The following is a 19,970-nucleotide window of genomic DNA, read 5'->3' on the forward strand; positions in this document are numbered from 1 at the left end:
GACTCGGAAGCTTAAGGCGTAATGTCCCGGCGTTCAATCTTTGTTCTCATCATGACGCCTGCGCCTGCCAAGACACCCGGCTTCTGTCGCGACTGCCTTGCCGAGCAGAAGGGCGAGGCGCGCCCTTGCGTTTCCTGCGGCAGCCCCCGTCTCGTGCGCCACCGCGAACTCTACGCCTTGACGCTTGCGCATATCGATTGCGACGCCTTTTATGCAGCGGTGGAGAAACGCGACAATCCGGAACTTGCCGACAAGCCTGTCATTATCGGCGGCGGCAAACGCGGTGTGGTTTCCACCGCCTGCTATATCGCCCGCATCCACGGCGTGCGTTCGGCCATGCCGATGTTCAAGGCGCTGGAGGCATGCCCTCAAGCGATCGTCATCCGCCCCGACATGGAGAAATATGTCCGGGTCGGACGGCAGGTGCGCGCCATGATGCAGGATCTGACGCCGCTGGTGCAGCCGCTATCGATCGACGAGGCCTTCCTGGAACTCGGCGGCACCGAGAGGCTGCATCACGATCCTCCGGCGCGCACGCTGGCCAAATTCGCCCGTCGCATCGAAAGGGAGATCGGCATCACCGTTTCCGTCGGGCTTTCCTATTGCAAATTCCTCGCCAAGGTCGCCTCCGATCTGCAGAAGCCGCGCGGCTTTTCGGTCATCGGCCGCGAGGAAGCGGTCGAGTTCCTGGCGCCGCGTCCCGTCACCACCATCTGGGGTGTCGGCAAGGCCTTTGCGGCAACACTGGAGGCGGACGGCATTCGTACCATCAGCCAGTTGCAGCAGATGGAGGGAAACGACCTGATGCGCCGCTACGGCAGCATCGGCCAGCGGCTCGCACGGCTGTCGCGCGGCATCGACGACCGCGAAGTGCATCTCAATGATGCCGCCAAGAGCGTTTCGTCCGAGACGACCTTCTTCGATGACATCTCGCGTTATGACGATCTGGTGCCGATCCTGCGCAACCTCTCCGAAAAGGTCTCCTGGCGGCTGAAGAAAAACGGCATTGCCGGCCAGACCGTGGTCTTGAAGATGAAGACCGCCGATTTCAAATCGCGCACCCGCAACCGCAAGCTCGAAGACCCGACCCAGCTTGCCGACAGGATCTTCCGCACCGGGCTCGAGCTTCTCGAAAAAGAGACGGATGGTACGAAATTCCGCCTGATCGGCATCGGCGTCACCGATCTCGGCGACACCGCCCGTGCCGACCCGCCCGATCTAATCGACCAGCAATCGGGCCGGCGGGCGGCAGCCGAAGCGGCGATGGACAAGCTGCGCGACAAGTTCGGCAAGAAGACGGTCGAGACCGGCTATACATTCGGCAGCGGCAAGCGCGATCACTAGAGCATGATGCCGAAAAGTGTGAGCGGTTTTCGGACGACATCATGCTCTAACTATATAATGTAGAACAGGATTCAGATTTTAGGCCGAGCCGGCCTAAAATCATCCTGTTCTAGCGCATAACCCCGAAAATCGGAATCGATTTTCGGAAAGGATTATGCGCAGATTCAAAGCGATAGAGCGTCCTTAGCGCGTCTGAAGACGCGCGGCGCTCTAGCGCGTGAAATCTGCGCGTGGTCCGGCCTATAAAATCTTCCTTAAACTTCGTCCCATAATGTGCCGGGCAAGTATTGCGTATGGTTGGGTATCATGTTCTCGCGTCTCGTCTTCGGCCTCGGCTTGCTGTCGGCCACCGCACTCGTGCACCCCGCTCTTGCTGCGGATGTGCGCACGCTGCAGATCATCGTCTCGAAGGACAAGCAGTCGCTTGCGGTCTATGATGGCACCGAGGTCGTTGCAACCTCGAAGGTCTCGACCGGCAAGGACGGCCACACGACGCCGAGCGGCATCTTCTCGGTGCTGGAAAAGCAGAAATACCACGAATCCAATCTCTATTCGGCGGCGCCGATGCCGTTCATGCAGCGGCTGACCTGGTCCGGCATAGCGCTGCACGAATCCAATTCGGTGCCGCGCTATCCGGCCTCGCATGGCTGCGTGCGCATGCCCGGCGCCTTCGCAAAAATGCTCTACGGGATGACCGACCGCGGTGTCCCCGTCATTATCAGCGACGGTGAACTGGTGCCGCAGCCGATCGACCATCCGACTCTTTTTCATCGGCAAGCACCAGCGGCGATGCCGCTGCTTTCGGATGTCGAACTGCGGCCCTCCATGCCCCACAGCCCCGAGAAGCCTGTGCAGGTGGCAATGAACGACACGGCGGCGATGCCGATGCCGGCAGCGCCGCCGATTGCAGCGCCCGAACCCGAGCCGCCGTCCGAGCCGATCAGCATGCTCGTTACGCGCCGGACGCTGCGCGAGACGGTGATCGACATCCAGACCCTGCTCAACCAGCTCGGCTTTTCCGCCGGCAATCCGGACGGCTTGCTCGGTCCGTCGACCGTGCAGGCGATCAAGGCTTTCAAGACATTGCGGCCAACGGAATTCGCCGCCGACAGGAACCTGGTCTCCGACACGCTCCTCAGGGAAGTCTATGCCGCGGCTGGCAAGGGCGAGCCGCCGAACGGCGTCATCATGGTGCGGCGGGCCTTCAAGCCCCTCTTCGAAGCGCCGGTGACGATCGCCGATCCGGGACTGGCGCTCGGCACGCATTTCTTCACGTTGCATGCCGTCGATGCAAAGGCCGGCACAGCGGACTGGCTCGGCACCACGCTTGAGAACAATCTCTCCCGGGAAGCGATGAAGCGGCTCGGCATCACCAATCAGGAAAGCTCGATCATCACAGGTAAGCCGATCGCCCGTTCGCTCAGCCGGATTAGCATCCCCGATGAGACCCGCCGCAAGATCGAAGCGCTCATCGCGCCGGGCTCGACGCTGACGATCTCCGATACCGGCCTCGGCCGGGAGACCGGCGAAGGCACGGATTTCATCACCATCACCCGCGGGTGATCAGACAAGCTCGACGTCGACGACGCCGGGGGCGGCGCGAAGGGCGGCGGCAATCTCCGGCGTGATGCGGTATTTCTCCGGCAGCACCACCTCCACCTCACGTTTGCCCTCCTCCTTGATGACGATGAAGGAAACGAGGCCGTCGCCCTTGGCATTCAAATGGCCGGCAACCATTCTCAGCGGTCCGGAATCTCGGACATAGACGCGCAGCGCCTTCTGCATCTGCAGCGACTTTTCCTCCAGCGACTGGATTGTCTGGATCCGCAGGCCGATGCCCTCCGGCCGCTCCTCGCCCGTCGCGGTCAGCACGAAGGATTTTCCCGACTCGAGCACGTCGCGATACTGGTTCAGCATTTCCGAAAACAGCACCGCTTCGAACTGGCCTGAAGAATCCGAAAAGACGATGATACCCATCTTATTGCCGGTGCGGGTCTTGCGCTCCTGCTTCGAGATGACGGTACCGGCAAGGCGCGCATTGGCCGCGCCCTGTTTGATGGCGGCGGAAAACTCGGCAAAGGTCTGCACCCGCATCTTCTGCAGGATGTTGTTGTAGGAATCGAGCGGGTGGGCCGTCAGATAGAAGCCCAGCACCTGGAATTCCTTGAGCAGCCGTTCGGAGGGGAGCCAGGGCGAGAACGGCGGCAGCGAGATCTTCTCAGGCCCCGACGTCAGCGTGCTGCCGAAAATGTCCGACTGGCCGCTCAGCTTGTTCTCCTGGGCACGCTGGGCATAACCGAGAACACGGTCGAGGCCGGCTGCCAGCTGGGCGCGGTCCATGTCAAAACAATCGAAGGCGCCGGCATAGATCAGGCTTTCGAGCACGCGACGATTGACCTGGCGCGGATCGATGCGCAGGCAGAAATCCTCGATGCTGGCAAAGGGCTTGTCGCCACGCACCTCGACGATATGGTCGACGGCGGATTCGCCAACGCCCTTGAGGGCGGCGAGCGCGTAATAGATGCGGTTGTCGCCGGTCTCGAAATGGCGGAAGGAGGTCTGCACCGAAGGCGCGATCACCTCGATGCCGAGGCGTTTGGCATCCTGACGGAAATCATTGACCTTTTCCGTGTTGGACATGTCGAGCGTCATCGAAGCCGCGAGGAATTCGACCGGATAATGCGCCTTCATGTAGGCCGTCTGGTAAGAGACGATGGCATAGGCGGCGGCGTGCGACTTGTTGAAGCCGTAATTGGCGAACTTCGCCAGCAGTTCGAAGATATTGTCGGCCTGCGGCTTCGATACGCCATTCTTGACCGCGCCGACGACGAAGCGTTCGCGCTGCTGGTCCATCTCGGCCTTGATCTTCTTGCCCATGGCGCGGCGCAGAAGGTCGGCTTCGCCCAGCGAATAGCCTGATAGTACCTGGGCGATCTGCATCACCTGTTCCTGGTAGACGATGACCCCTTGCGTTTCCTTGAGCAGGTGGTCGATCATCGGATGGATCGATTCCAGCTCTTCGTCGCCGTGCTTGCGGGCATTGTAGGTCGGGATATTCTCCATCGGACCCGGACGATAGAGTGCCACCAGCGCGATGATGTCCTCGATGCAGTCCGGCTTCATGCCGATCAGCGCCTTGCGCATGCCGGCACTTTCCACCTGGAACACGCCGACCGTCTCGCCGCGCGACAGCATCTCGTAGGTCTTCTTATCGTCGAGAGGAATGGCCGCGAGATCGACCTTGATACCGAGCTTGGCGACGAAATCGACCGCGACCTTCAGCACGGTCAGCGTCTTCAGGCCGAGGAAGTCGAACTTGACGAGGCCCGCCTGCTCCACCCATTTCATGTTGAACTGGGTAACCGGCATATCCGAGCGCGGATCGCGATACATCGGCACCAGTTTGGAAAGCGGCCGGTCGCCGATGACGATGCCGGCGGCATGGGTCGAGGCATGGCGGTAAAGCCCCTCGATCTTCTGGGCGATGTCGAGCAGCCGCGCGACAACGGGTTCTTTCGCCGCCTCTTCCTGCAGCTTCGGCTCCTCCTCGATCGCTTTGGACAGCGGCGTCGGGTTGGCCGGGTTGTTCGGCACGAGTTTGCAGATCTTGTCGACCTGGCCGTAGGGCATCTCAAGCACGCGGCCGACGTCGCGAAGGGCGGCGCGCGCCTGCAGCGAACCGAAGGTGATGATCTGCGCCACCTGCTCGCGGCCATATTTGGCCTGGACGTAACGGATTACCTCTTCGCGGCGATCCTGGCAGAAGTCGATGTCGAAGTCCGGCATCGAGACGCGTTCCGGATTGAGGAAGCGCTCGAAGAGCAGCGAAAAACGCAAGGGATCGACGTCGGTGATCGTCAAGGCATAGGCGACCAGCGAACCGGCACCCGAACCACGGCCGGGACCGACCGGAATGTCATGCTGCTTGGCCCATTTGATGAAGTCGGCAACGATCAGGAAGTAGCCGGGGAAACGCATGCGCTCGATGACGCTGAGCTCGAAATCCAGTCGCTCGCGATAATCCTTTTCCTCATAGCCCGGCGACATGCCGAGCGTCGAAAGCCGCATATCCAGCCCTTCGACCGCCTGGCGGCGCAGCTCGCCCGCCTCGGCGCGTTCGGCCTCCTCGGCATCGTCGGTCGCACCCGTGAAGCGCGGCAGGATCGGTTTTCGCGTCTTCAGCACGAAGGAGCAGCGCCTGGCGATCTCGATCGTATTTTCCAGCGCTTCCGGCAGGTCGGCGAAGAGCTTGACCATCTCGGCCCGGCTCTTCAGATAGTGATCCGGCGTCAGGCGAAAGCGGCTGTCATCGGAGACGATGGCGTTGTGCGCGACCGCCATCAGCGCATCATGAGCGTCGTAATCGTCGCGAGTCGGAAAGAAAGCCTCGTTGGTCGCAACCAGCGGCAGGTCGTGGGCATAGGCGAGCCCGATGATCTTCTGCTCGTGCCGCTTGTCGTAGGTGCCGTGCCGCTGCAGTTCGACATAGAGCCTGTCGCCGAAGAGGCGCTTCAGCGTGAGCAGCCGGGCTTCCGCCTGAGCGGGATGGCCTTCCTTGATCGCCACGTCAACCGGCCCGGTCAAGGCGCCGCTCAATGCGATCAGTCCTTCCGTGCCTGCCTCCTCCAGCCAGGAGGCGCTGATATGAACAGCCTGGTTGCTCTCGCCGCCGAGATAGGCCCGGCTGACGAGATCGACCAGCCGTTCGTAACCGGCATCCGTCGCGGCAAGAAGAACAATCGACGGCAGCTTGACCAGAGCCTGCTGACCGCCGCGCTTTTCCGTTTCCAACCCGTCTCCCATATCGATCGAGACCTGGCAGCCGATGATCGGCTGCAGGCCGTCTTCCATCGCCTTCTGGGAGAATTCGAGGGCGACGAACAGATTGTTGGTGTCGGTAATCGCAATCGCCGGCTGGCTGTCGCCGGTCGCCTTGTAGAGGATCTTCTTCAGCGGCAGTGCGCCCTCGAGAAGCGAATAGGCGGAATGGACCCTCAGGTGGATGAAACTCGGCGTGCCGCCGGTCGCCTCGCCCGTTGAACCCTTTGCCGTATCCGCCATGACATGCCTTCCCAATCACCCGAATGAATCGGACGCATTGTCGGCATAGAGGGCGATGATGTCCAGAAGAAGTCCCGCGTCCGGACCGCATGATTGCCATACGGTCCCCTGAAAACTTTAGAGCGCCATGACGATGAGCGAGAAGCTGGCAACGAACATTGCGATGGAGGTGAATGCTGCGATATCACGGATCATGTCAGTCATCGGGCTCTCCTTTACTCGTTATGTTTTCAATTTGTTCCATGTATGTTCTGTTGTCAACAGGAATCTTTTCCTTCTTTCTTGTGTTTGAAAATCCCAGGAAATAGGTGACGAATTGGCTAGGGGCCGGCGCTCGATGTGATCGGCAGCAGCCTTGCCCTTTCCCGATCCGCCGCAGATCGGGCATGGTGCTCAGGCGGCAGACCTCTTCAGGGCGACTCTTTATTTCTGGCATATGTTCCCTTTTTGTTCTTTACATGCCGCGGCACATTTGCCAGCATCTAGCTGAGAGGAGAATGGCATGTTGGATATTGCGATATTGAACGAATTCGTCGTAGAGGCGAAGGCTGCGACCTATGTCGGCGGCGGCGTAGCGCGCTTGCCCTGCCGGCCGGGTGCCCACGATATCGGTTACGAACGCGGCGACTGGCGCTATCTCGACAGCTATTTCGGCGGGACCGATTTCGCCGGACAGGAAGTGGTGTGGCTTGCCGACGAGCCGGTCTGGGCGATGAATTATTTCGGCTGCGTCATTGCGCCTGAACTCATCGACGGCACAGCAGCCGGAGCAGTGATCAAGGCTGCACTTTCGGCGATGTATCACGAGGGCCGGTTTCTTGACGGGATGGAATTCGACCATCCGTTCGGCCGCTATATCGACAGCAGCGAAGGCGGCTGCGAGCGGTTCATCGGCCACGAATGCATCATGGTCGATGGCCAGAAGGCCTATATGCTCGACTATCGCGGCGGATTGATCATCCCTTGATCTGATCTGGGCCTCAGAAATCGACGATCTTGCCGTCCGAAATCGTTACGCGCCGATCCATGCGGCGGGCGAGTTCGTGATTGTGGGTGGCAATGAGGGCAGCAAGGCCGGACTGGCGCACCAGCGCTTCCAGCGCGTCGAAGACGTAGCTTGCCGTTTCGGGGTCGAGATTGCCGGTCGGCTCGTCGGCAAGAAGCAGGGTCGGCGCATTGGCGACGGCGCGGGCAATTGCAACGCGCTGCTGCTCGCCGCCGGAAAGCTCGCCCGGGCGATGCGAGCCACGATGGCCGATGCGCATATAATCGAGCAGCTGGCCGGCCCGCTCTCCGGCTTCCTTCCAGGAAAGCCCGGCGATCAGTTGCGGCATCATGATATTTTCGAGCGCAGAGAATTCCGGCAGCAGATGGTGGAACTGATAGACGAAGCCGATTTCGCTGCGGCGGATGGCGGTGCGTTTCTCGTCGCTCAGGCCATCACAGGCATGGCCGTTGATGTTGACCTCACCACCGTCCGGATGCTCCAGCAGACCGGCGACATGCAGCAGTGTCGACTTGCCGGTGCCGGAAGGGGCGACGAGAGCGACAATCTCCCCCTTCGATATCGAAAAATCTACGCCCTTCAGGATTGAGAGCAGCGTACCGCCCTGCCCGTAATGGCGCTCGACGCCGGTAAGCTGGAGAACGACGTTGCGTTTCATGAAGGCGGCATTCCTTATTCGTAGCGCAGGGCCTGCACCGGATCGAGCCTGGAGGCACGCCAGGCCGGGAAGATGGTCGCGATGAAGGAGAGCGTCAGCGCCATGACGACGATCGAGATCGTTTCGCTCAGATCCATCTCGGCCGGCAGCTGGCTCAGGAAATAGACCTGCGGATTGAAGAGTACGGTGCCTGAAATCCAGGAGAAGAACTGGCGGACGGATTCGATGTTGACGCAGACGAGAACGCCGAGCAGCACACCGGCAATAGTGCCGACGATGCCGATCGCCGCCCCGGTCATGAAGAAGATGCGCATGATCGCGCCGGCGCTGGCGCCCATGGTGCGCAGGATGGCGATATCGCTGCCCTTGTCCTTCACCAGCATGATGAGGCCGGAGATGATGTTCAGCGCGGCGACGAGCACGATCAGGGTCAGGATCATGAACATGACGTTGCGCTCGACCTGCAGCGCCGAGAAGAAGGTCTGATTGCGTTGGCGCCAGTCGGTGATGGCGATCTGGCGACCGGCCGCTTCCTCCACCTTGGGCCTCAGATCGTCGATATCGTCGGGATTGTCGACGAAGAGCTCGATCGACTGCACCAGTCCCTCGGCATTGAAATAGAGCTGCGCTTCCTCGAGCGGCATGAAGATGATCGAGGAGTCATATTCCGACATGCCGATCTCGAAGAGGCCGGAGATCTTGTAGGATTTGATGCGAGGGCTGACGCCCATCGGCGTAATGTCGCCATCTGGTGACGTCAGCGTAATGAGATCGCCAACGCGCAGACCGAGTTGGTCGGCCATGCGGCTGCCGATCAGCACGCCATCGCCGGAGGCATAACCCACCATGTCGCCTGATTTGATGTTGTCGGAGACCGTCTTGAGCTTGGTCAGATCCTCGGCGCGGGCGCCGCGCACCAGAGCGCCGGTGCTGCCGCCGGCCTGGGCGGAGGCGAGCACCTGGCCTTCCACGAGCGGTAGCGCCATCTTGACGCCGGGTACGGCGGCGAGCTTGCTGCTGAGGACAGGATAATCGGTGAAGGGGCCGTCGACCGGCTGGACGATCATGTGGCCGTTGATGCCGAGGATGCGCGAGACGAGCTCGGTGCGAAAGCCGTTCATCACGGCCATGACGATGATCAGCGTCGCAACGCCGAGCATGATGCCGACGAAAGAGAAGCCGGCGATGACCGATATGAAGGCTTCCTTGCGGCGGGCGCGCAGATAACGCCACGCCACGAGGCGTTCAAAGGTGGAAAATGGCTTGCCAGCCGGACCCAAGCCGGATTTCGAACTCCGGTCCACTGCTGCCTCTGCCATTTCGCCTCCGTTTCCTTAAGCCACGAACCGATTGATCGCCGCTTCGATGGTCATCGTTTCGCGGGCGCCGGTCTTGCGGTCCTTCACTTCCACTTCGCCGTTTGCGACCGCGCGCGGGCCGGCGATGATCTGGACGGGCACACCGATCAGGTCGGCGGTCGCGAATTTCGTGCCGGCCCGGTCGTCGGTATCGTCATAGAGCACATCCTTGCCGGCCTTGCTCAGCGCGGCATAGATCAGCTCGCAGGTATCGTCACAGGCCTGATCGCCCGCCTTCATGTTGATCACAACGACATCGAAGGGCGCGACCGATGCCGGCCAGATGATTCCGTTATCATCATGCGATGCTTCGATGATGGCGGGAACAAGGCGTGTCGGGCCAATACCGTAGGAACCCATGTGAACGAAGTGTTCCTTGCCATCAGGTCCCTGCACTTTCGCGCCCATCGGCTCGGAATATTTCGTGCCGAAATAGAAGATATGGCCGACCTCGATGCCGCGCGCCGACAGGCGGTCACCTTCGGGAACGGCGTTGAAAGCCGCCTCGTCGTGCATTTCCGAGGTCGCCGCATAGAGCGAGGTCCATTTGTCGAAGATCGCCTGCAGGCCCTCGACACTGTCGAAATCGGTGTGTTCGCCAGGAATATCGAAGTCGACGAAATCCTTGTGACAGAAGACTTCGGATTCGCCGGTATCGGCGAGGATAATGAATTCATGGCTGAGCTTACCGCCGATCGGGCCGGTGTCGGCGCGCATCGGAATGGCGCGCAGGCCGAGCCGGTCGAAGGTTCTGAGATAGGCGGCGAACATCTTGTTATAGGAATGCTCCGCCGCTTCGCGCGTCAGATCGAAGGAATAGGCATCCTTCATCATGAATTCACGCGAGCGCATGGTGCCGAAGCGCGGACGGATCTCGTCACGGAACTTCAGCTGGATATGATAGAGATTGAGCGGCAGGTCCTTGTAGGACTTGATGGAAGAGCGGAAAATATCCGTCACCATCTCTTCGTTGGTGGGACCGTAGAGCATCGGCCGATCCTGACGGTCCTTGATGCGCAGCATCTCCTTGCCGTAGGCGTCGTAGCGGCCGCTTTCCTGCCAGAGTTCGGCCGATTGCAGGGTCGGCATCGACAGCTCGATGGCGCCGGCGCGGTTCTGCTCGTCGCGGATAATAGCGTTGACCTTGTCGAGCACGCGCTTGCCGAGCGGCAGCCAGGAATAAATGCCCTGTGACTGCTGGCGGATCATGCCGGCACGCAGCATCAGCCGATGGGAGACGATTTCCGCCTCCTTGGGGTTTTCCTTGAGGATGGGCATGAAATAACGGGACAGACGCATGGCGGATTCCGGAGCAGTTGAGATCCCGCAGCAGGCGGAATCGAAAGACCATTGTTAATGTCGGGAGCGTTCATAGCCGCTTCGCGGCAGGAAGGAAACCCGCAACGGATGCCGGCAACCTCCCGGAAGCGCATGTTCGCACCCGCAAAATGAAAGGGCATGAAAAAGCGCGTGTTTATAAGGGCTTGAACGAAAATCTTGTCAACAGAAAAATTTTGCTAGAGTGTAGCAAAAATGCAAAAAAAGCAGATGACAAAGCCCAATGTTTGAGCTAGTTTTAGCTCACAAAACAGGCAGGAAGTTAAATTCTTGCCGAATTCGCGGTCAAGTCTTGGGAGGATCAGATCTTAGGCGCGCTCGTCGCAGCCCCGGCAACGGTTACAGATCACGCGATACTTAAAACAAGGCTTTTAGCCTTGTTTTTTTTTGGCTTTTCGGCCTTGATCCCAACCAAAAATCCAGCCGGGCTTCCGTAAGGGAATAACCGTCATTCCGTTACGCGAGCTCTTTGCCGCAACAGCATGACAGTGGTATGACGAAGTTCGATTTCGATAGGTTTACATCTGCTCAAAGTTTGAGCAAAAGCTACGCTCAGTAGAAGCTGGGGGCGAGTTGCGGCAGGGCATCGAAGCCCCAGCCGAAATAGGTGTCGCAGACATACCAGAGGCCGTAGATCAGAGCCGAGATCAGTGTCGTCAGCGAAAACACGAAAGCGGCGCGAAACCGGGCGGGCGCACTCGGAACGGTGCCGAGCAAGACGTCGTTGTCGTCCGCCTGGGTGCGCAGGCCAATCGGCAGAACGGCAAAAAGCGTCATCCACCAGATGATGAAGTAGACGGCAAATCCCTGAAGAAAGATCTGGAGCATTGTGGTTCCCGTTGATGCCGCGCTGCTGCATTCCTTAAATCGGAATCGATTTAAGGAATGCAGCAATTTAAATTGTTACAGCGTCCTTTGCGCGTCTTAAAAGACACGCGGCGCTGTAATATCGCGTCCTTATACGGCAGAATGGCGACTAGCTCAAAGCGGGCGAAGCGTTTAGCCGCCTGCGGGTCACTCTGCCGCAGCAGGGCTCAGGCCTGTTCGAGTTCGATCAGCGTGCCGAAGAAATCTTTGGGATGCAGAAAGAGCACCGGCTTGCCATGGGCGCCGGTCTTCGGCTGGCCATCGCCAAGCACCCTGGCACCCGCCTCTACCAGCCGGTCACGGGCGAGAAGAATATCGTCCACCTCGTAGCAGATATGGTGCATGCCGCCGGACGGGTTCTTTTCGAGGAACGCTGTGATCGGCGAGGTAGCCCCGAGCGGCTGCAGCAACTCGACCTTAGTGTTCGGCAATTCGACGAAGACGACGGTGACGCCGTGTTCCGGCAGAGCCTGCGGCTGCGATACGGCAGCACCCAGCGTATCGCGATAGGCCGCCGTCGCCGCGGCCAGATCGGGCACGGCGATGGCGATATGGTTGACCCTGCCGAGCATGCTCAGACCTTGGTAACGAAGGCGGTGACAAGAGGTTTCTTGCCCCAGGTGTTATTCGCGGCCGAGCGGATGGCGCGGCGCACGGCCTCCTGCAGCATGTCGATATCCTTGCGGCGGGCGCGCGGAATGCTCTCGATGGCGCTGACCGCCGCGTCGAAGAGCGTATCCTCCATATCCTCGCCCTCATCATCGTAGGTCGGCAGGCCGATCGAAATGAGGTCGGGTTCGCCGACGATGTCATAGCGGGCATCGAGCACGACGTTGACCGCGACATGGCCGACATAGGAGAGCTTCTTGCGCTCGCCGATACCCATCTCGTCGAAATCGCCGATCAGCGTGCCATCCTTATAAATCCGGCCATGCGGCGCCTCGCCGATCACCTCGACGGGACCCGGCGCCAGCCGCAGGATGTCGCCATTGCGCACCCGCGGCACCAGCCCGATGCCGGATTGCTCGGCAAGCTCCTTGTGGGCCGTCAGATGTATCGCTTCACCATGCACCGGCACGACGATCTTCGGCCGCGTCCACTCATACATCCGCTGCAGCTCGTTGCGGCGCGGATGGCCGGAAACGTGGACCAACGCCTCGGTATCCGTAATGATGTGCACGCCTTGCTCGACGAGGCCGTTCTTGATGTCCTGGATCGCCTTCTCGTTGCCGGGAATGGCGCGCGAGGAAAAGACGACGATATCGCCCGCCGCAAAGGCCACATTGCGCATCTCGTCCCGGGAGAGCTTGGCAAGGGCTGCCCGCGCCTCGCCCTGGCTGCCGGTGAGGATGACGACGACCTTGTCACGCGGAATATAGCCGTATTCCTCCTCGGAGATGAAGGGCTTCACGCCTTCCATGAGACCGACATCCTGGGCGACGTCGACGACGCGCTTCAGCGAACTGCCGAGCAGCAGCACTTCGCGGCCTGCCGCCTCGGCCGCCTCGGCTACGGTGCGGATACGCCCGACATTCGACGAGAAGGTGGTGATCGCCACCCGGCCCTCGGCATCCTCGATGATCTTGCGCAGGCTTTCGGACACATCCTTCTCGGAGGGCGAGACGCCGTCGCGCAGCGCATTGGTGGAGTCGCACATCAGCGCCAGCACGCCCTCGTCGCCGAGCTGGCGGAAACGCGTCTCGTCAGTCAGGGGCCCGAGCGAAGGCTCGTGGTCGATCTTCCAGTCACCGGTATGGATGACATTGCCGACCGGCGTGCGGATCATCAGCGACATCGGCTCGGGGATCGAATGGTTGACGGCGACGCCTTCGATGCTGAAGGGGCCGACATTGATCGTATCGCCGGCCTTGAACGGCGTCACCGGCACTTCGCCGATCTTAGCCTTCTCGAAATTGCGCTTGGCTTCCAACAGACCAGCGGTAAAACCAGAGGCATAGACCGGCACGTTGAGGCCGGGCCAGAGGTCGGCGAGCGCACCATAATGGTCTTCATGCGCATGGGTGATGATGATCGCCTTGAGGTTCTTTCGTTCGCTGGCGAGGAAGCGGATATCGGGCAATACGAGGTCGACACCCGGCAGGTCTGGCCCCGGAAAAGTGACGCCACAATCGACCATGATCCACTGGCGATGCTCGGGCGGGCCGTAGCCGTAGAGAGCGAGATTCATGCCAATCTCACCGACACCGCCCAGAGGCAGGAATACCAGTTCGTCCTGTTTCGCCATAATTTTCGTTTTTTCCGCTATCCAAAAAACACATCACCGGCAGCAATGGGCATTATCCTGCCAGCGCCGGTATCGAGCATCAACAAGCCATTATCATCAATTCCGGCGAATTGTCCGGAAATCGATCGGTCCGGCAAATTGACCGTAATCTTTTCGCCGATGCCGCAGGCGATCGCGCGCCAGAGCGCCGTGATCTCGCCGATGCCGCGGCCCTCGTCCCATATTTCAAGCACTTCCGCCGTGGCGGCGAAGAGATGCGCGAAGAGTTCCTCCGGCGACGCCGCACTTCCCTGCTGGCGCAGGCAGGTAACGGGGTAGAGCGGATTGTCGGGCATTACCGAGATATTGATGCCGATGCCGACGATCAGCGCGTAACGTCCGTCCGGCAGCCCCTCGCCTTCGACGAGGATGCCGCAGGTCTTCTTTCGGCCGATGAGGATATCGTTCGGCCATTTGACCTCGAGCGGCTCGGCGCCCAGTGGCAGCACCCTGCGGATCGCCTGGTGCACGGCAACGGCGATCGCCAGCGGCAGAGAACCAAGGCGCTCCATCGGCGCCGGGTCGATCAGAAGAAGGGAAGCGTAGAGATTGCCGCGCTCAGAAACCCAGAGCCTACCGCGGCGGCCGCGGCCGCCCGTCTGCCTCTCGGCGGTCACCCAGAGATTGCCGCCATCGCCCGCCCGAGCCCGGGCGAGGCATTCGCTATTGGTAGACGATGTTTCCGACAGAGCCTCGTGCCTGAAATCGCCGAGCGATATCCGGCGCCGTCCGTCGGAAGCCATCAAAAGAGCGTCGCAGCGGCAAGCTCTGCCGCGCCGCCGATCGGGCCGCCGATGAGGACATAGGCGGTGACGAAGAGACCGGAGAGACCGAAGACCAGACGCAGCGCTCCGGAGACACGGGCGAATTCGCCGGTCGCCTCATCGAACCACATCAGCTTGATGACACGCAGATAGTAGTAGGCGCCGACGACCGAAGCGAGAACACCGATGATGGCGAGCGCATAGAGCTTGGCTTCGATGGCGGCAACGAAGACGAAGTACTTCGCGAAGAAGCCGGCGAGCGGCGGGATGCCGGCAAGCGAGAACATCAGCGCCGTCAGCACAACGGCCATGAACGGGTTGGTTGTAGAGAGGCCGGCGAGATCGTCGACATTCTCGACGACGGTGCCGTCCTTGCGGCGCATCGATATGATGATCGCAAAGCTACCGAGCGTCATCACCATGTAAATGACCATATAGAGCATCACGCCGGTGACGCCGGTCTGGTTGCCGGCGGCAAGACCGACCAGCGCATAACCCATGTGGCCGATCGAGGAATAGGCCATCAGCCGCTTGATATTCTTCTGGCCGATCGCCGCAAACGAACCGAGCAGCATCGAGGCGATCGATATGAAGACGACGACCTGCTGCCAGTCCGCCAGAACCGGCTGGAAGGCGGTGATGACGATACGGGTCATCATCGCCATGGCGGCGACCTTGGGTGCTGCGGCCAGGAAGGCGGTGACGGGTGTCGGCGCACCTTCGTAAACATCCGGCGTCCACATATGGAAGGGAACGGCCGAGATCTTGAAGGCGATGCCGGCGAGGATGAAGACCAGGCCGAAGATCAGGCCGAGCGAACGCGCGCCCTCGACGGACAGCGCCTGGGCAATTTCGGAGAAGTGGGTGTGGCCGGTGAAGCCGTAGACCAGCGACATGCCATAGAGCAGCATGCCGGAGGAAAGCGCGCCGAGGACGAAATATTTCAGGCCGGCTTCGGTCGATTTCAGGCTGTCGCGGTTGATCGCGGCGACGACGTAGAGCGCCAGCGACTGCAGTTCCAACGCCAGATAGAGCGAGATCAGGTCGTTGGCCGAGATCATCAGCAGGATGCCGAGGGTCGCAAGCACCAGGAGAACCGGGAACTCGAACTTGTCGAGCTGATTTTCGCGGGCATGGCCGATCGACATGAAGATGGCGACCAGCGAACCGATCAGCGCCACCAGCTTCATGAAGCGCGAGAAGCCGTCGGCCATGTAGACCCCGCCATAGGCAAGGCCTTCTGCGGGCACGAAGAGCAGCCACAGGCCGGAGGCCAGCAGCAGGACGATGGCGAGGCCGGTGACGAGAAGGCCCGACCGCTCGCCGGAGAAGACGCCGACCATCAACAGGACAAGGGCGCCGACCGCGAGGATGAGCTCCGGCGCGGAAAGATGCAGACTGAGGAGAATTGTTTCAGCGGTCATGTCCAATAAGTCCCGTCATCATTTCATCGACAGCGCAACGTTCTGCGCTGCGTGCACGGCGGCCGTGTAGTTGTTGACCAGCAGATCCACCGAGGCGGCTGTCGCATCGAAGACCGGAGCAGGATAAACGCCGAAGAAGATAGTCAGCGCGACCAGCGGGTAGAGGATCAACTGCTCGCGTGGAGAAAGATCGAGCAGCGCCTTCAGCTTTTCCTTTTCCAGCGCGCCGAAGAGCACCCGGCGATAAAGCCAGAGCGCGTAAGCGGCCGAGAGGATGACGCCGGTGGCGGCAAAGAGCGCTACCCAGGTATTGACCCGGAAGACACCGATCAGCGTCAGGAATTCGCCGACGAAGCCCGACGTGCCGGGAAGCCCGACATTGGCCATGGTGAAGACCATCATCGCCACGGCATATTTCGGCATATTGTTGACCAGGCCGCCATAGGCGTTGATCTCGCGGGTGTGGGTGCGGTCGTAGACGACGCCGACGCAGAGGAAGAGCGCGCCGGAGACGATGCCGTGCGAGAGCATCTGGAAGATCGAGCCTTGGACGCCCTGCATGTTAGCAGCAAAGATGCCCATGGTCACGTAGCCCATGTGGGCCACGGAGGAATAGGCGATCAGCTTCTTGATATCGTCCTGCATCATCGCCACCAGAGAGGTGTAGATGATGGCGATGACGGACATGGCAAAGACGAGCGGCGCGAAATAATCGGACGCGACCGGGAACATGCCGAGCGAGAAACGGATGAGACCGTAGCCGCCGAGCTTCAAAAGCACGCCGGCCAGGATCACCGAGCCAGCCGTCGGCGCCTGAACGTGGGCATCGGGAAGCCAGGTATGGACGGGCCACATCGGCATCTTCACCGCGAAGGAGGCGAAGAAGGCAAGCCATAACCAGGTCTGCAGCGCCGGCGGGAACTTGTAGGCGAGCAGTGCGGTAATATCGGTCGTGCCGGCCTGCCAGTACATCGCCATGATGGCGAGCAGCATCAGCACCGAGCCGAGCAGCGTATAGAGGAAGAACTTGTAGCTCGCATAGACGCGGTCCTTGCCGCCCCAGACGCCGATGATCAGGAACATCGGAATGAGGCCCGCCTCGAAGAAGACGTAGAAGAGCACGATATCGAGCGAGACAAAGACGCCGATCATCATCGTTTCGAGGATGAGGAAGGCGATCATGTATTCCTTCAGGCGCTTCTCGATCGAGAGCCAGCTCGCCAGCACACAGAAGGGCATGAGGAAGGTCGACAGGATGACGAACAGCATCGAGATGCCGTCGACGCCGACGTGATAGCCAATGCCGGTGCCGAGCCAATTATGCTTCTCGACCATCTGGAAGCCGGGATTGGCATTGTCGAAGCCGATCCAGATTACGAGCGAGACGACGAAGGTGAAGACGGTGGTGATCAGCGAGATCCACAGCACGTTCTTCCGGCCGGTTTCGCTCTCGCCGTTCATCAGCAGCAGGAGCACCACGCCGACGAGCGGCAGGAAGGTGACCGTTGAAAGAATAGGCCAATCGGTCATCAGAAGGAACTCCCGAGCATCATCCAGGTAACGAGCGCCGCAATGCCGATCAGCATGGCGAAGGCGTAGTGATAGAGGTAACCGGTCTGCAGGCGGACCACGCGATCGGTGACGGCGACGACGCGGGCGGCGACGCCGTTCGGGCCGTAGGTGTCGATGACGCCGACATCACCCTTTTTCCACAGGAAGCGGCCGAGCGCCTTGGCGGAGCGGACGAAAAGGAAGTCGTAGAGTTCGTCGAAATACCACTTGTTCAACAGGAACTTGTAGAGCACGCGGTGCTGCTGCGCGAGGATACGCGGCGTCTGCGGCGAGCGGATATACATGTACCAGGCAGTGACGAAACCGAGCACCATGGCGATGAACGGGCTCAAAGCCACCAGCGCCGGAACATGGTGGAACTCTTCGACCAGTTCGTTCTCGGCGCCGGTAAAGAGCGCACCCTTCCAGAACTCGGCATATTCCTCGCCATAGAACCGGCCTTCGAAGATCACGCCTGCAAGCACCGCACCGATCGCCAGGAGATAGAGCGGCACAAGCATGACCTGCGGAGACTCATGCACGTGGTGCATCACCTCGTGCGAGGCGCGCGGCTTGCCGAAGAAGGTCATGAAGATCAGGCGCCAGGAATAGAAGCTGGTGAACAGAGCCGCGATGACCAGCAGCGCGAAGGCGAAGCCCGAGACCGGCGAATGCGATGCATAAGTCGCCTCGATGATCACGTCCTTGGAGAAGAAGCCGGCAAAGCCGATCGGCGTGAAAGGAATGCCGACGCCGGTGATTGCCAGCGTGCCGATGATCATCAGCACCGCAGTAACTTTAATATGCGGCCACAGGCCGCCCATGTAGCGCATGTCCTGCTCACCATCGACGGCATGGATGACCGAGCCGGCGCAGAGGAAGAGCAGCGCCTTGAAGAAGGCGTGGGTGAAGAGATGGAAGATCGCTGCGCCATAGGCCCCGGCTCCGAGTGCCACGAACATATAGCCGAGCTGCGAGCAGGTGGAATAGGCGATGACACGCTTGATGTCGTTCTGGACGAGAGCGACGGTTGCCGCAAAGAAGGCGGTGATCGCGCCGATCACGGTAACGACGACCAGCGCATCGTGCGACAGTTCGAAGAGCGGCGACATGCGGGCGACGAGGAAGACGCCGGCGGTGACCATGGTGGCGGCATGGATGAGGGCCGAGACCGGGGTCGGGCCTTCCATGGCGTCCGGCAGCCAGGTGTGCAGCAGGAACTGCGCCGACTTGCCCATCGCGCCCATGAAGAGCAGCAGGCAGATGCCGGTCAGCGCATGCGCCTTGTCGAGCTGCATGCCGAAGAGGTTGAGGATCACCTCGCCCGCTTCGCCGCCGCCTTCATGCGGGGCGAAGTTCGAGGCATTGGCGAAGATCGTGTCGAGGTTGATCGAGCCAAACAGCACGAAGACGCCGGCAATGCCCAGCACGAAGCCGAAGTCGCCGACGCGGTTGACGATGAAGGCTTTCATCGCCGCGGCCGTCGCCGAGGGCTTCTTGAACCAGAAGCCGATCAGCAGATAGGAGGCGAGACCGACACCTTCCCAGCCGAAGAACATCTGGGCAAGGTTGTCAGCGGTCACCAGCATCAGCATGGCGAAGGTGAAGAGCGAGAGATAGGCGAAGAAGCGCGGGCGATGCGGATCGGTATGCATGTAGCCGATCGAATAGACATGCACCAGCGTCGAGACCGTGTTGACGACGATCAGCATCACTGACGTCAGCGTATCCACTCGCAGCGACCAGGAGACGTCGATGCCGCCGGACTGGATCCAGCGCAGCACCTCGACCTTGATCGGACCGCCTTCGGCATGGCCCATGCCGACGGTGAAGAAGACGACCCAGGACAGGATGGCGGCGATGATCATCAGGCCGCTGGTGACGTATTCCGAAGCCTTGGCGCCGATCGCGCGGCCAAAAAGGCCGGCGACGATCGCACCGATCAAGGGAAGAAAGACGATAGCCTTATAGAGGAACATGAGCCACTCAGCCCTTCATCATATTGACGTCTTCGACCGCGATCGAGCCGCGGTTGCGGTAGAAGACAACGAGAATTGCAAGACCGATCGCCGCTTCGGCTGCCGCGACCGTCAGGATGAACAGCGCGAAGACCTGGCCGACGATGTCGTTCAGGAAGGAGGAGAAGGCGACCATGTTGATGTTGACGGCAAGCAGGATCAATTCGATCGACATCAGGATGACGATGACGTTCTTCCGGTTCAGGAAGATGCCGAAGACGCCGAGCGTGAAGAGGATGGCGCTGACCGTCAGGTAGTGGGAAAGTCCGATGACCATGTTCTTTGTTCCTTGACCTG

General features: G+C 60.6%; 15 protein-coding genes. 3 read left to right on the forward strand and 12 right to left on the reverse strand.

From position 1 onward, the window contains the following. The first annotated feature begins 51 nt into the window (after positions 1-51). A complete protein-coding gene (locus RWK44_RS19710; RefSeq protein ID WP_316029312.1) occupies positions 52-1,344 on the forward strand; it encodes a DNA polymerase IV in 1,293 nt (430 codons plus the stop codon). A 306-nt stretch (positions 1,345-1,650) separates the two neighbouring features. Beyond that, positions 1,651-2,907 carry a L,D-transpeptidase family protein gene (locus tag RWK44_RS19715; protein ID WP_168282650.1) on the forward strand — a complete coding sequence of 419 codons (1,257 nt, stop codon included), beginning with the start codon at positions 1,651-1,653 and terminating at the stop codon, positions 2,905-2,907. On the opposite strand, the gene dnaE is transcribed toward RWK44_RS19715, so the two are convergent. Beyond that, complete coding sequence (gene dnaE / locus RWK44_RS19720; protein WP_131664218.1) at positions 2,908-6,405, reverse strand: DNA polymerase III subunit alpha; 3,498 nt, start codon at positions 6,403-6,405, stop codon at positions 2,908-2,910. 502 nt (positions 6,406-6,907) lie between these two features. Between dnaE and RWK44_RS19725 the strand changes: the two genes are divergently transcribed. Continuing rightward, the gene (locus RWK44_RS19725) at positions 6,908-7,372 is read left to right on the forward strand and encodes a DUF5680 domain-containing protein (protein ID WP_131664219.1); all 465 of its coding nucleotides are present in this window, start codon (positions 6,908-6,910) and stop codon (positions 7,370-7,372) included. Between the two features lie 13 nt (positions 7,373-7,385). On the opposite strand, the gene RWK44_RS19730 is transcribed toward RWK44_RS19725, so the two are convergent. The 11 genes from RWK44_RS19730 to nuoK all read right to left on the reverse strand — a co-directional run bounded on the left by RWK44_RS19730 (position 7,386) and on the right by nuoK (position 19,950). Next, the gene (locus tag RWK44_RS19730; protein WP_020049504.1) at positions 7,386-8,069 is read right to left on the reverse strand and encodes an ABC transporter ATP-binding protein; all 684 of its coding nucleotides are present in this window, start codon (positions 8,067-8,069) and stop codon (positions 7,386-7,388) included. A 14-nt stretch (positions 8,070-8,083) separates the two neighbouring features. Continuing rightward, positions 8,084-9,388, reverse strand: a complete 1,305-nt coding sequence (locus RWK44_RS19735; protein WP_131664220.1) for a lipoprotein-releasing ABC transporter permease subunit — start codon at positions 9,386-9,388, stop codon at positions 8,084-8,086. Positions 9,389-9,403: 15 nt separating this feature from the next. Continuing rightward, the gene (gene proS, locus RWK44_RS19740) at positions 9,404-10,726 is read right to left on the reverse strand and encodes a proline--tRNA ligase (protein WP_316029288.1); all 1,323 of its coding nucleotides are present in this window, start codon (positions 10,724-10,726) and stop codon (positions 9,404-9,406) included. A gap of 591 nt (positions 10,727-11,317) precedes the next feature. Further along, entirely contained in the window at positions 11,318-11,593 is a 276-nt protein-coding gene (locus tag RWK44_RS19745; RefSeq protein ID WP_316029289.1) for a DUF1467 family protein, read from the reverse strand. A 206-nt stretch (positions 11,594-11,799) separates the two neighbouring features. Next, positions 11,800-12,204 (reverse strand): methylmalonyl-CoA epimerase, encoded by a 405-nt coding sequence (mce, locus tag RWK44_RS19750; RefSeq protein WP_018494112.1) that lies wholly within the window; start codon positions 12,202-12,204, stop codon positions 11,800-11,802. Positions 12,205-12,206: 2 nt separating this feature from the next. Then, a complete protein-coding gene (locus RWK44_RS19755) occupies positions 12,207-13,877 on the reverse strand; it encodes a ribonuclease J (RefSeq protein ID WP_131664221.1) in 1,671 nt (556 codons plus the stop codon). Positions 13,878-13,894: 17 nt separating this feature from the next. Beyond that, positions 13,895-14,659 carry a biotin--[acetyl-CoA-carboxylase] ligase gene (locus RWK44_RS19760; protein WP_029872842.1) on the reverse strand — a complete coding sequence of 255 codons (765 nt, stop codon included), beginning with the start codon at positions 14,657-14,659 and terminating at the stop codon, positions 13,895-13,897. Then, entirely contained in the window at positions 14,659-16,104 is a 1,446-nt protein-coding gene (gene nuoN / locus RWK44_RS19765; protein WP_316029290.1) for an NADH-quinone oxidoreductase subunit NuoN, read from the reverse strand. The genes RWK44_RS19760 and nuoN overlap by 1 nt, the downstream gene beginning before the upstream one ends. 18 nt (positions 16,105-16,122) lie before the next feature. Continuing rightward, positions 16,123-17,634, reverse strand: a complete 1,512-nt coding sequence (locus RWK44_RS19770; RefSeq protein WP_077976234.1) for an NADH-quinone oxidoreductase subunit M — start codon at positions 17,632-17,634, stop codon at positions 16,123-16,125. Then, positions 17,634-19,634: an NADH-quinone oxidoreductase subunit L gene (gene nuoL, locus RWK44_RS19775; RefSeq protein ID WP_077976233.1), complete on the reverse strand. Its 2,001-nt coding sequence runs from the start codon at positions 19,632-19,634 to the stop codon at positions 17,634-17,636. Before nuoL ends, RWK44_RS19770 begins: the two co-directional genes overlap by 1 nt. Before the next feature lie 7 nt (positions 19,635-19,641). Continuing rightward, entirely contained in the window at positions 19,642-19,950 is a 309-nt protein-coding gene (gene nuoK, locus RWK44_RS19780) for an NADH-quinone oxidoreductase subunit NuoK (protein ID WP_003547388.1), read from the reverse strand. Positions 19,951-19,970: the final 20 nt, after the last annotated feature.

It is taken from the genome of Rhizobium sp. 25PS6, assembly GCF_032464655.1.
In the GTDB taxonomy this organism is placed as follows: Bacteria; Pseudomonadota; Alphaproteobacteria; order Rhizobiales; family Rhizobiaceae; genus Rhizobium; species Rhizobium laguerreae.

Excerpts from the sequence above, each read along its gene's own strand:
- RWK44_RS19770 (WP_077976234.1), bottom strand. The coding sequence starts at position 17,634 with ATGACCGATTGGCCTATTCTTTCAACGGTCACCTTCCTGCCGCTCGTC.
- proS (WP_316029288.1), bottom strand. The coding sequence starts at position 10,726 with ATGCGTCTGTCCCGTTATTTCATGCCCATCCTCAAGGAAAACCCCAAG.
- mce (WP_018494112.1), bottom strand. The coding sequence starts at position 12,204 with ATGCTCGGCAGGGTCAACCATATCGCCATCGCCGTGCCCGATCTGGCC.
- RWK44_RS19735 (WP_131664220.1), bottom strand. The coding sequence starts at position 9,388 with ATGGCAGAGGCAGCAGTGGACCGGAGTTCGAAATCCGGCTTGGGTCCG.
- nuoL (WP_077976233.1), bottom strand. The coding sequence starts at position 19,634 with ATGTTCCTCTATAAGGCTATCGTCTTTCTTCCCTTGATCGGTGCGATC.
- RWK44_RS19725 (WP_131664219.1), top strand. The coding sequence starts at position 6,908 with ATGTTGGATATTGCGATATTGAACGAATTCGTCGTAGAGGCGAAGGCT.
- RWK44_RS19710 (WP_316029312.1), top strand. The coding sequence starts at position 52 with ATGACGCCTGCGCCTGCCAAGACACCCGGCTTCTGTCGCGACTGCCTT.
- RWK44_RS19715 (WP_168282650.1), top strand. The coding sequence starts at position 1,651 with ATGTTCTCGCGTCTCGTCTTCGGCCTCGGCTTGCTGTCGGCCACCGCA.
- RWK44_RS19760 (WP_029872842.1), bottom strand. The coding sequence starts at position 14,659 with ATGGCTTCCGACGGACGGCGCCGGATATCGCTCGGCGATTTCAGGCAC.
- nuoN (WP_316029290.1), bottom strand. The coding sequence starts at position 16,104 with ATGACCGCTGAAACAATTCTCCTCAGTCTGCATCTTTCCGCGCCGGAG.
- RWK44_RS19745 (WP_316029289.1), bottom strand. The coding sequence starts at position 11,593 with ATGCTCCAGATCTTTCTTCAGGGATTTGCCGTCTACTTCATCATCTGG.
- nuoK (WP_003547388.1), bottom strand. The coding sequence starts at position 19,950 with ATGGTCATCGGACTTTCCCACTACCTGACGGTCAGCGCCATCCTCTTC.
- RWK44_RS19755 (WP_131664221.1), bottom strand. The coding sequence starts at position 13,877 with ATGGCGAAACAGGACGAACTGGTATTCCTGCCTCTGGGCGGTGTCGGT.
- RWK44_RS19730 (WP_020049504.1), bottom strand. The coding sequence starts at position 8,069 with ATGAAACGCAACGTCGTTCTCCAGCTTACCGGCGTCGAGCGCCATTAC.
- dnaE (WP_131664218.1), bottom strand. The coding sequence starts at position 6,405 with ATGGCGGATACGGCAAAGGGTTCAACGGGCGAGGCGACCGGCGGCACG.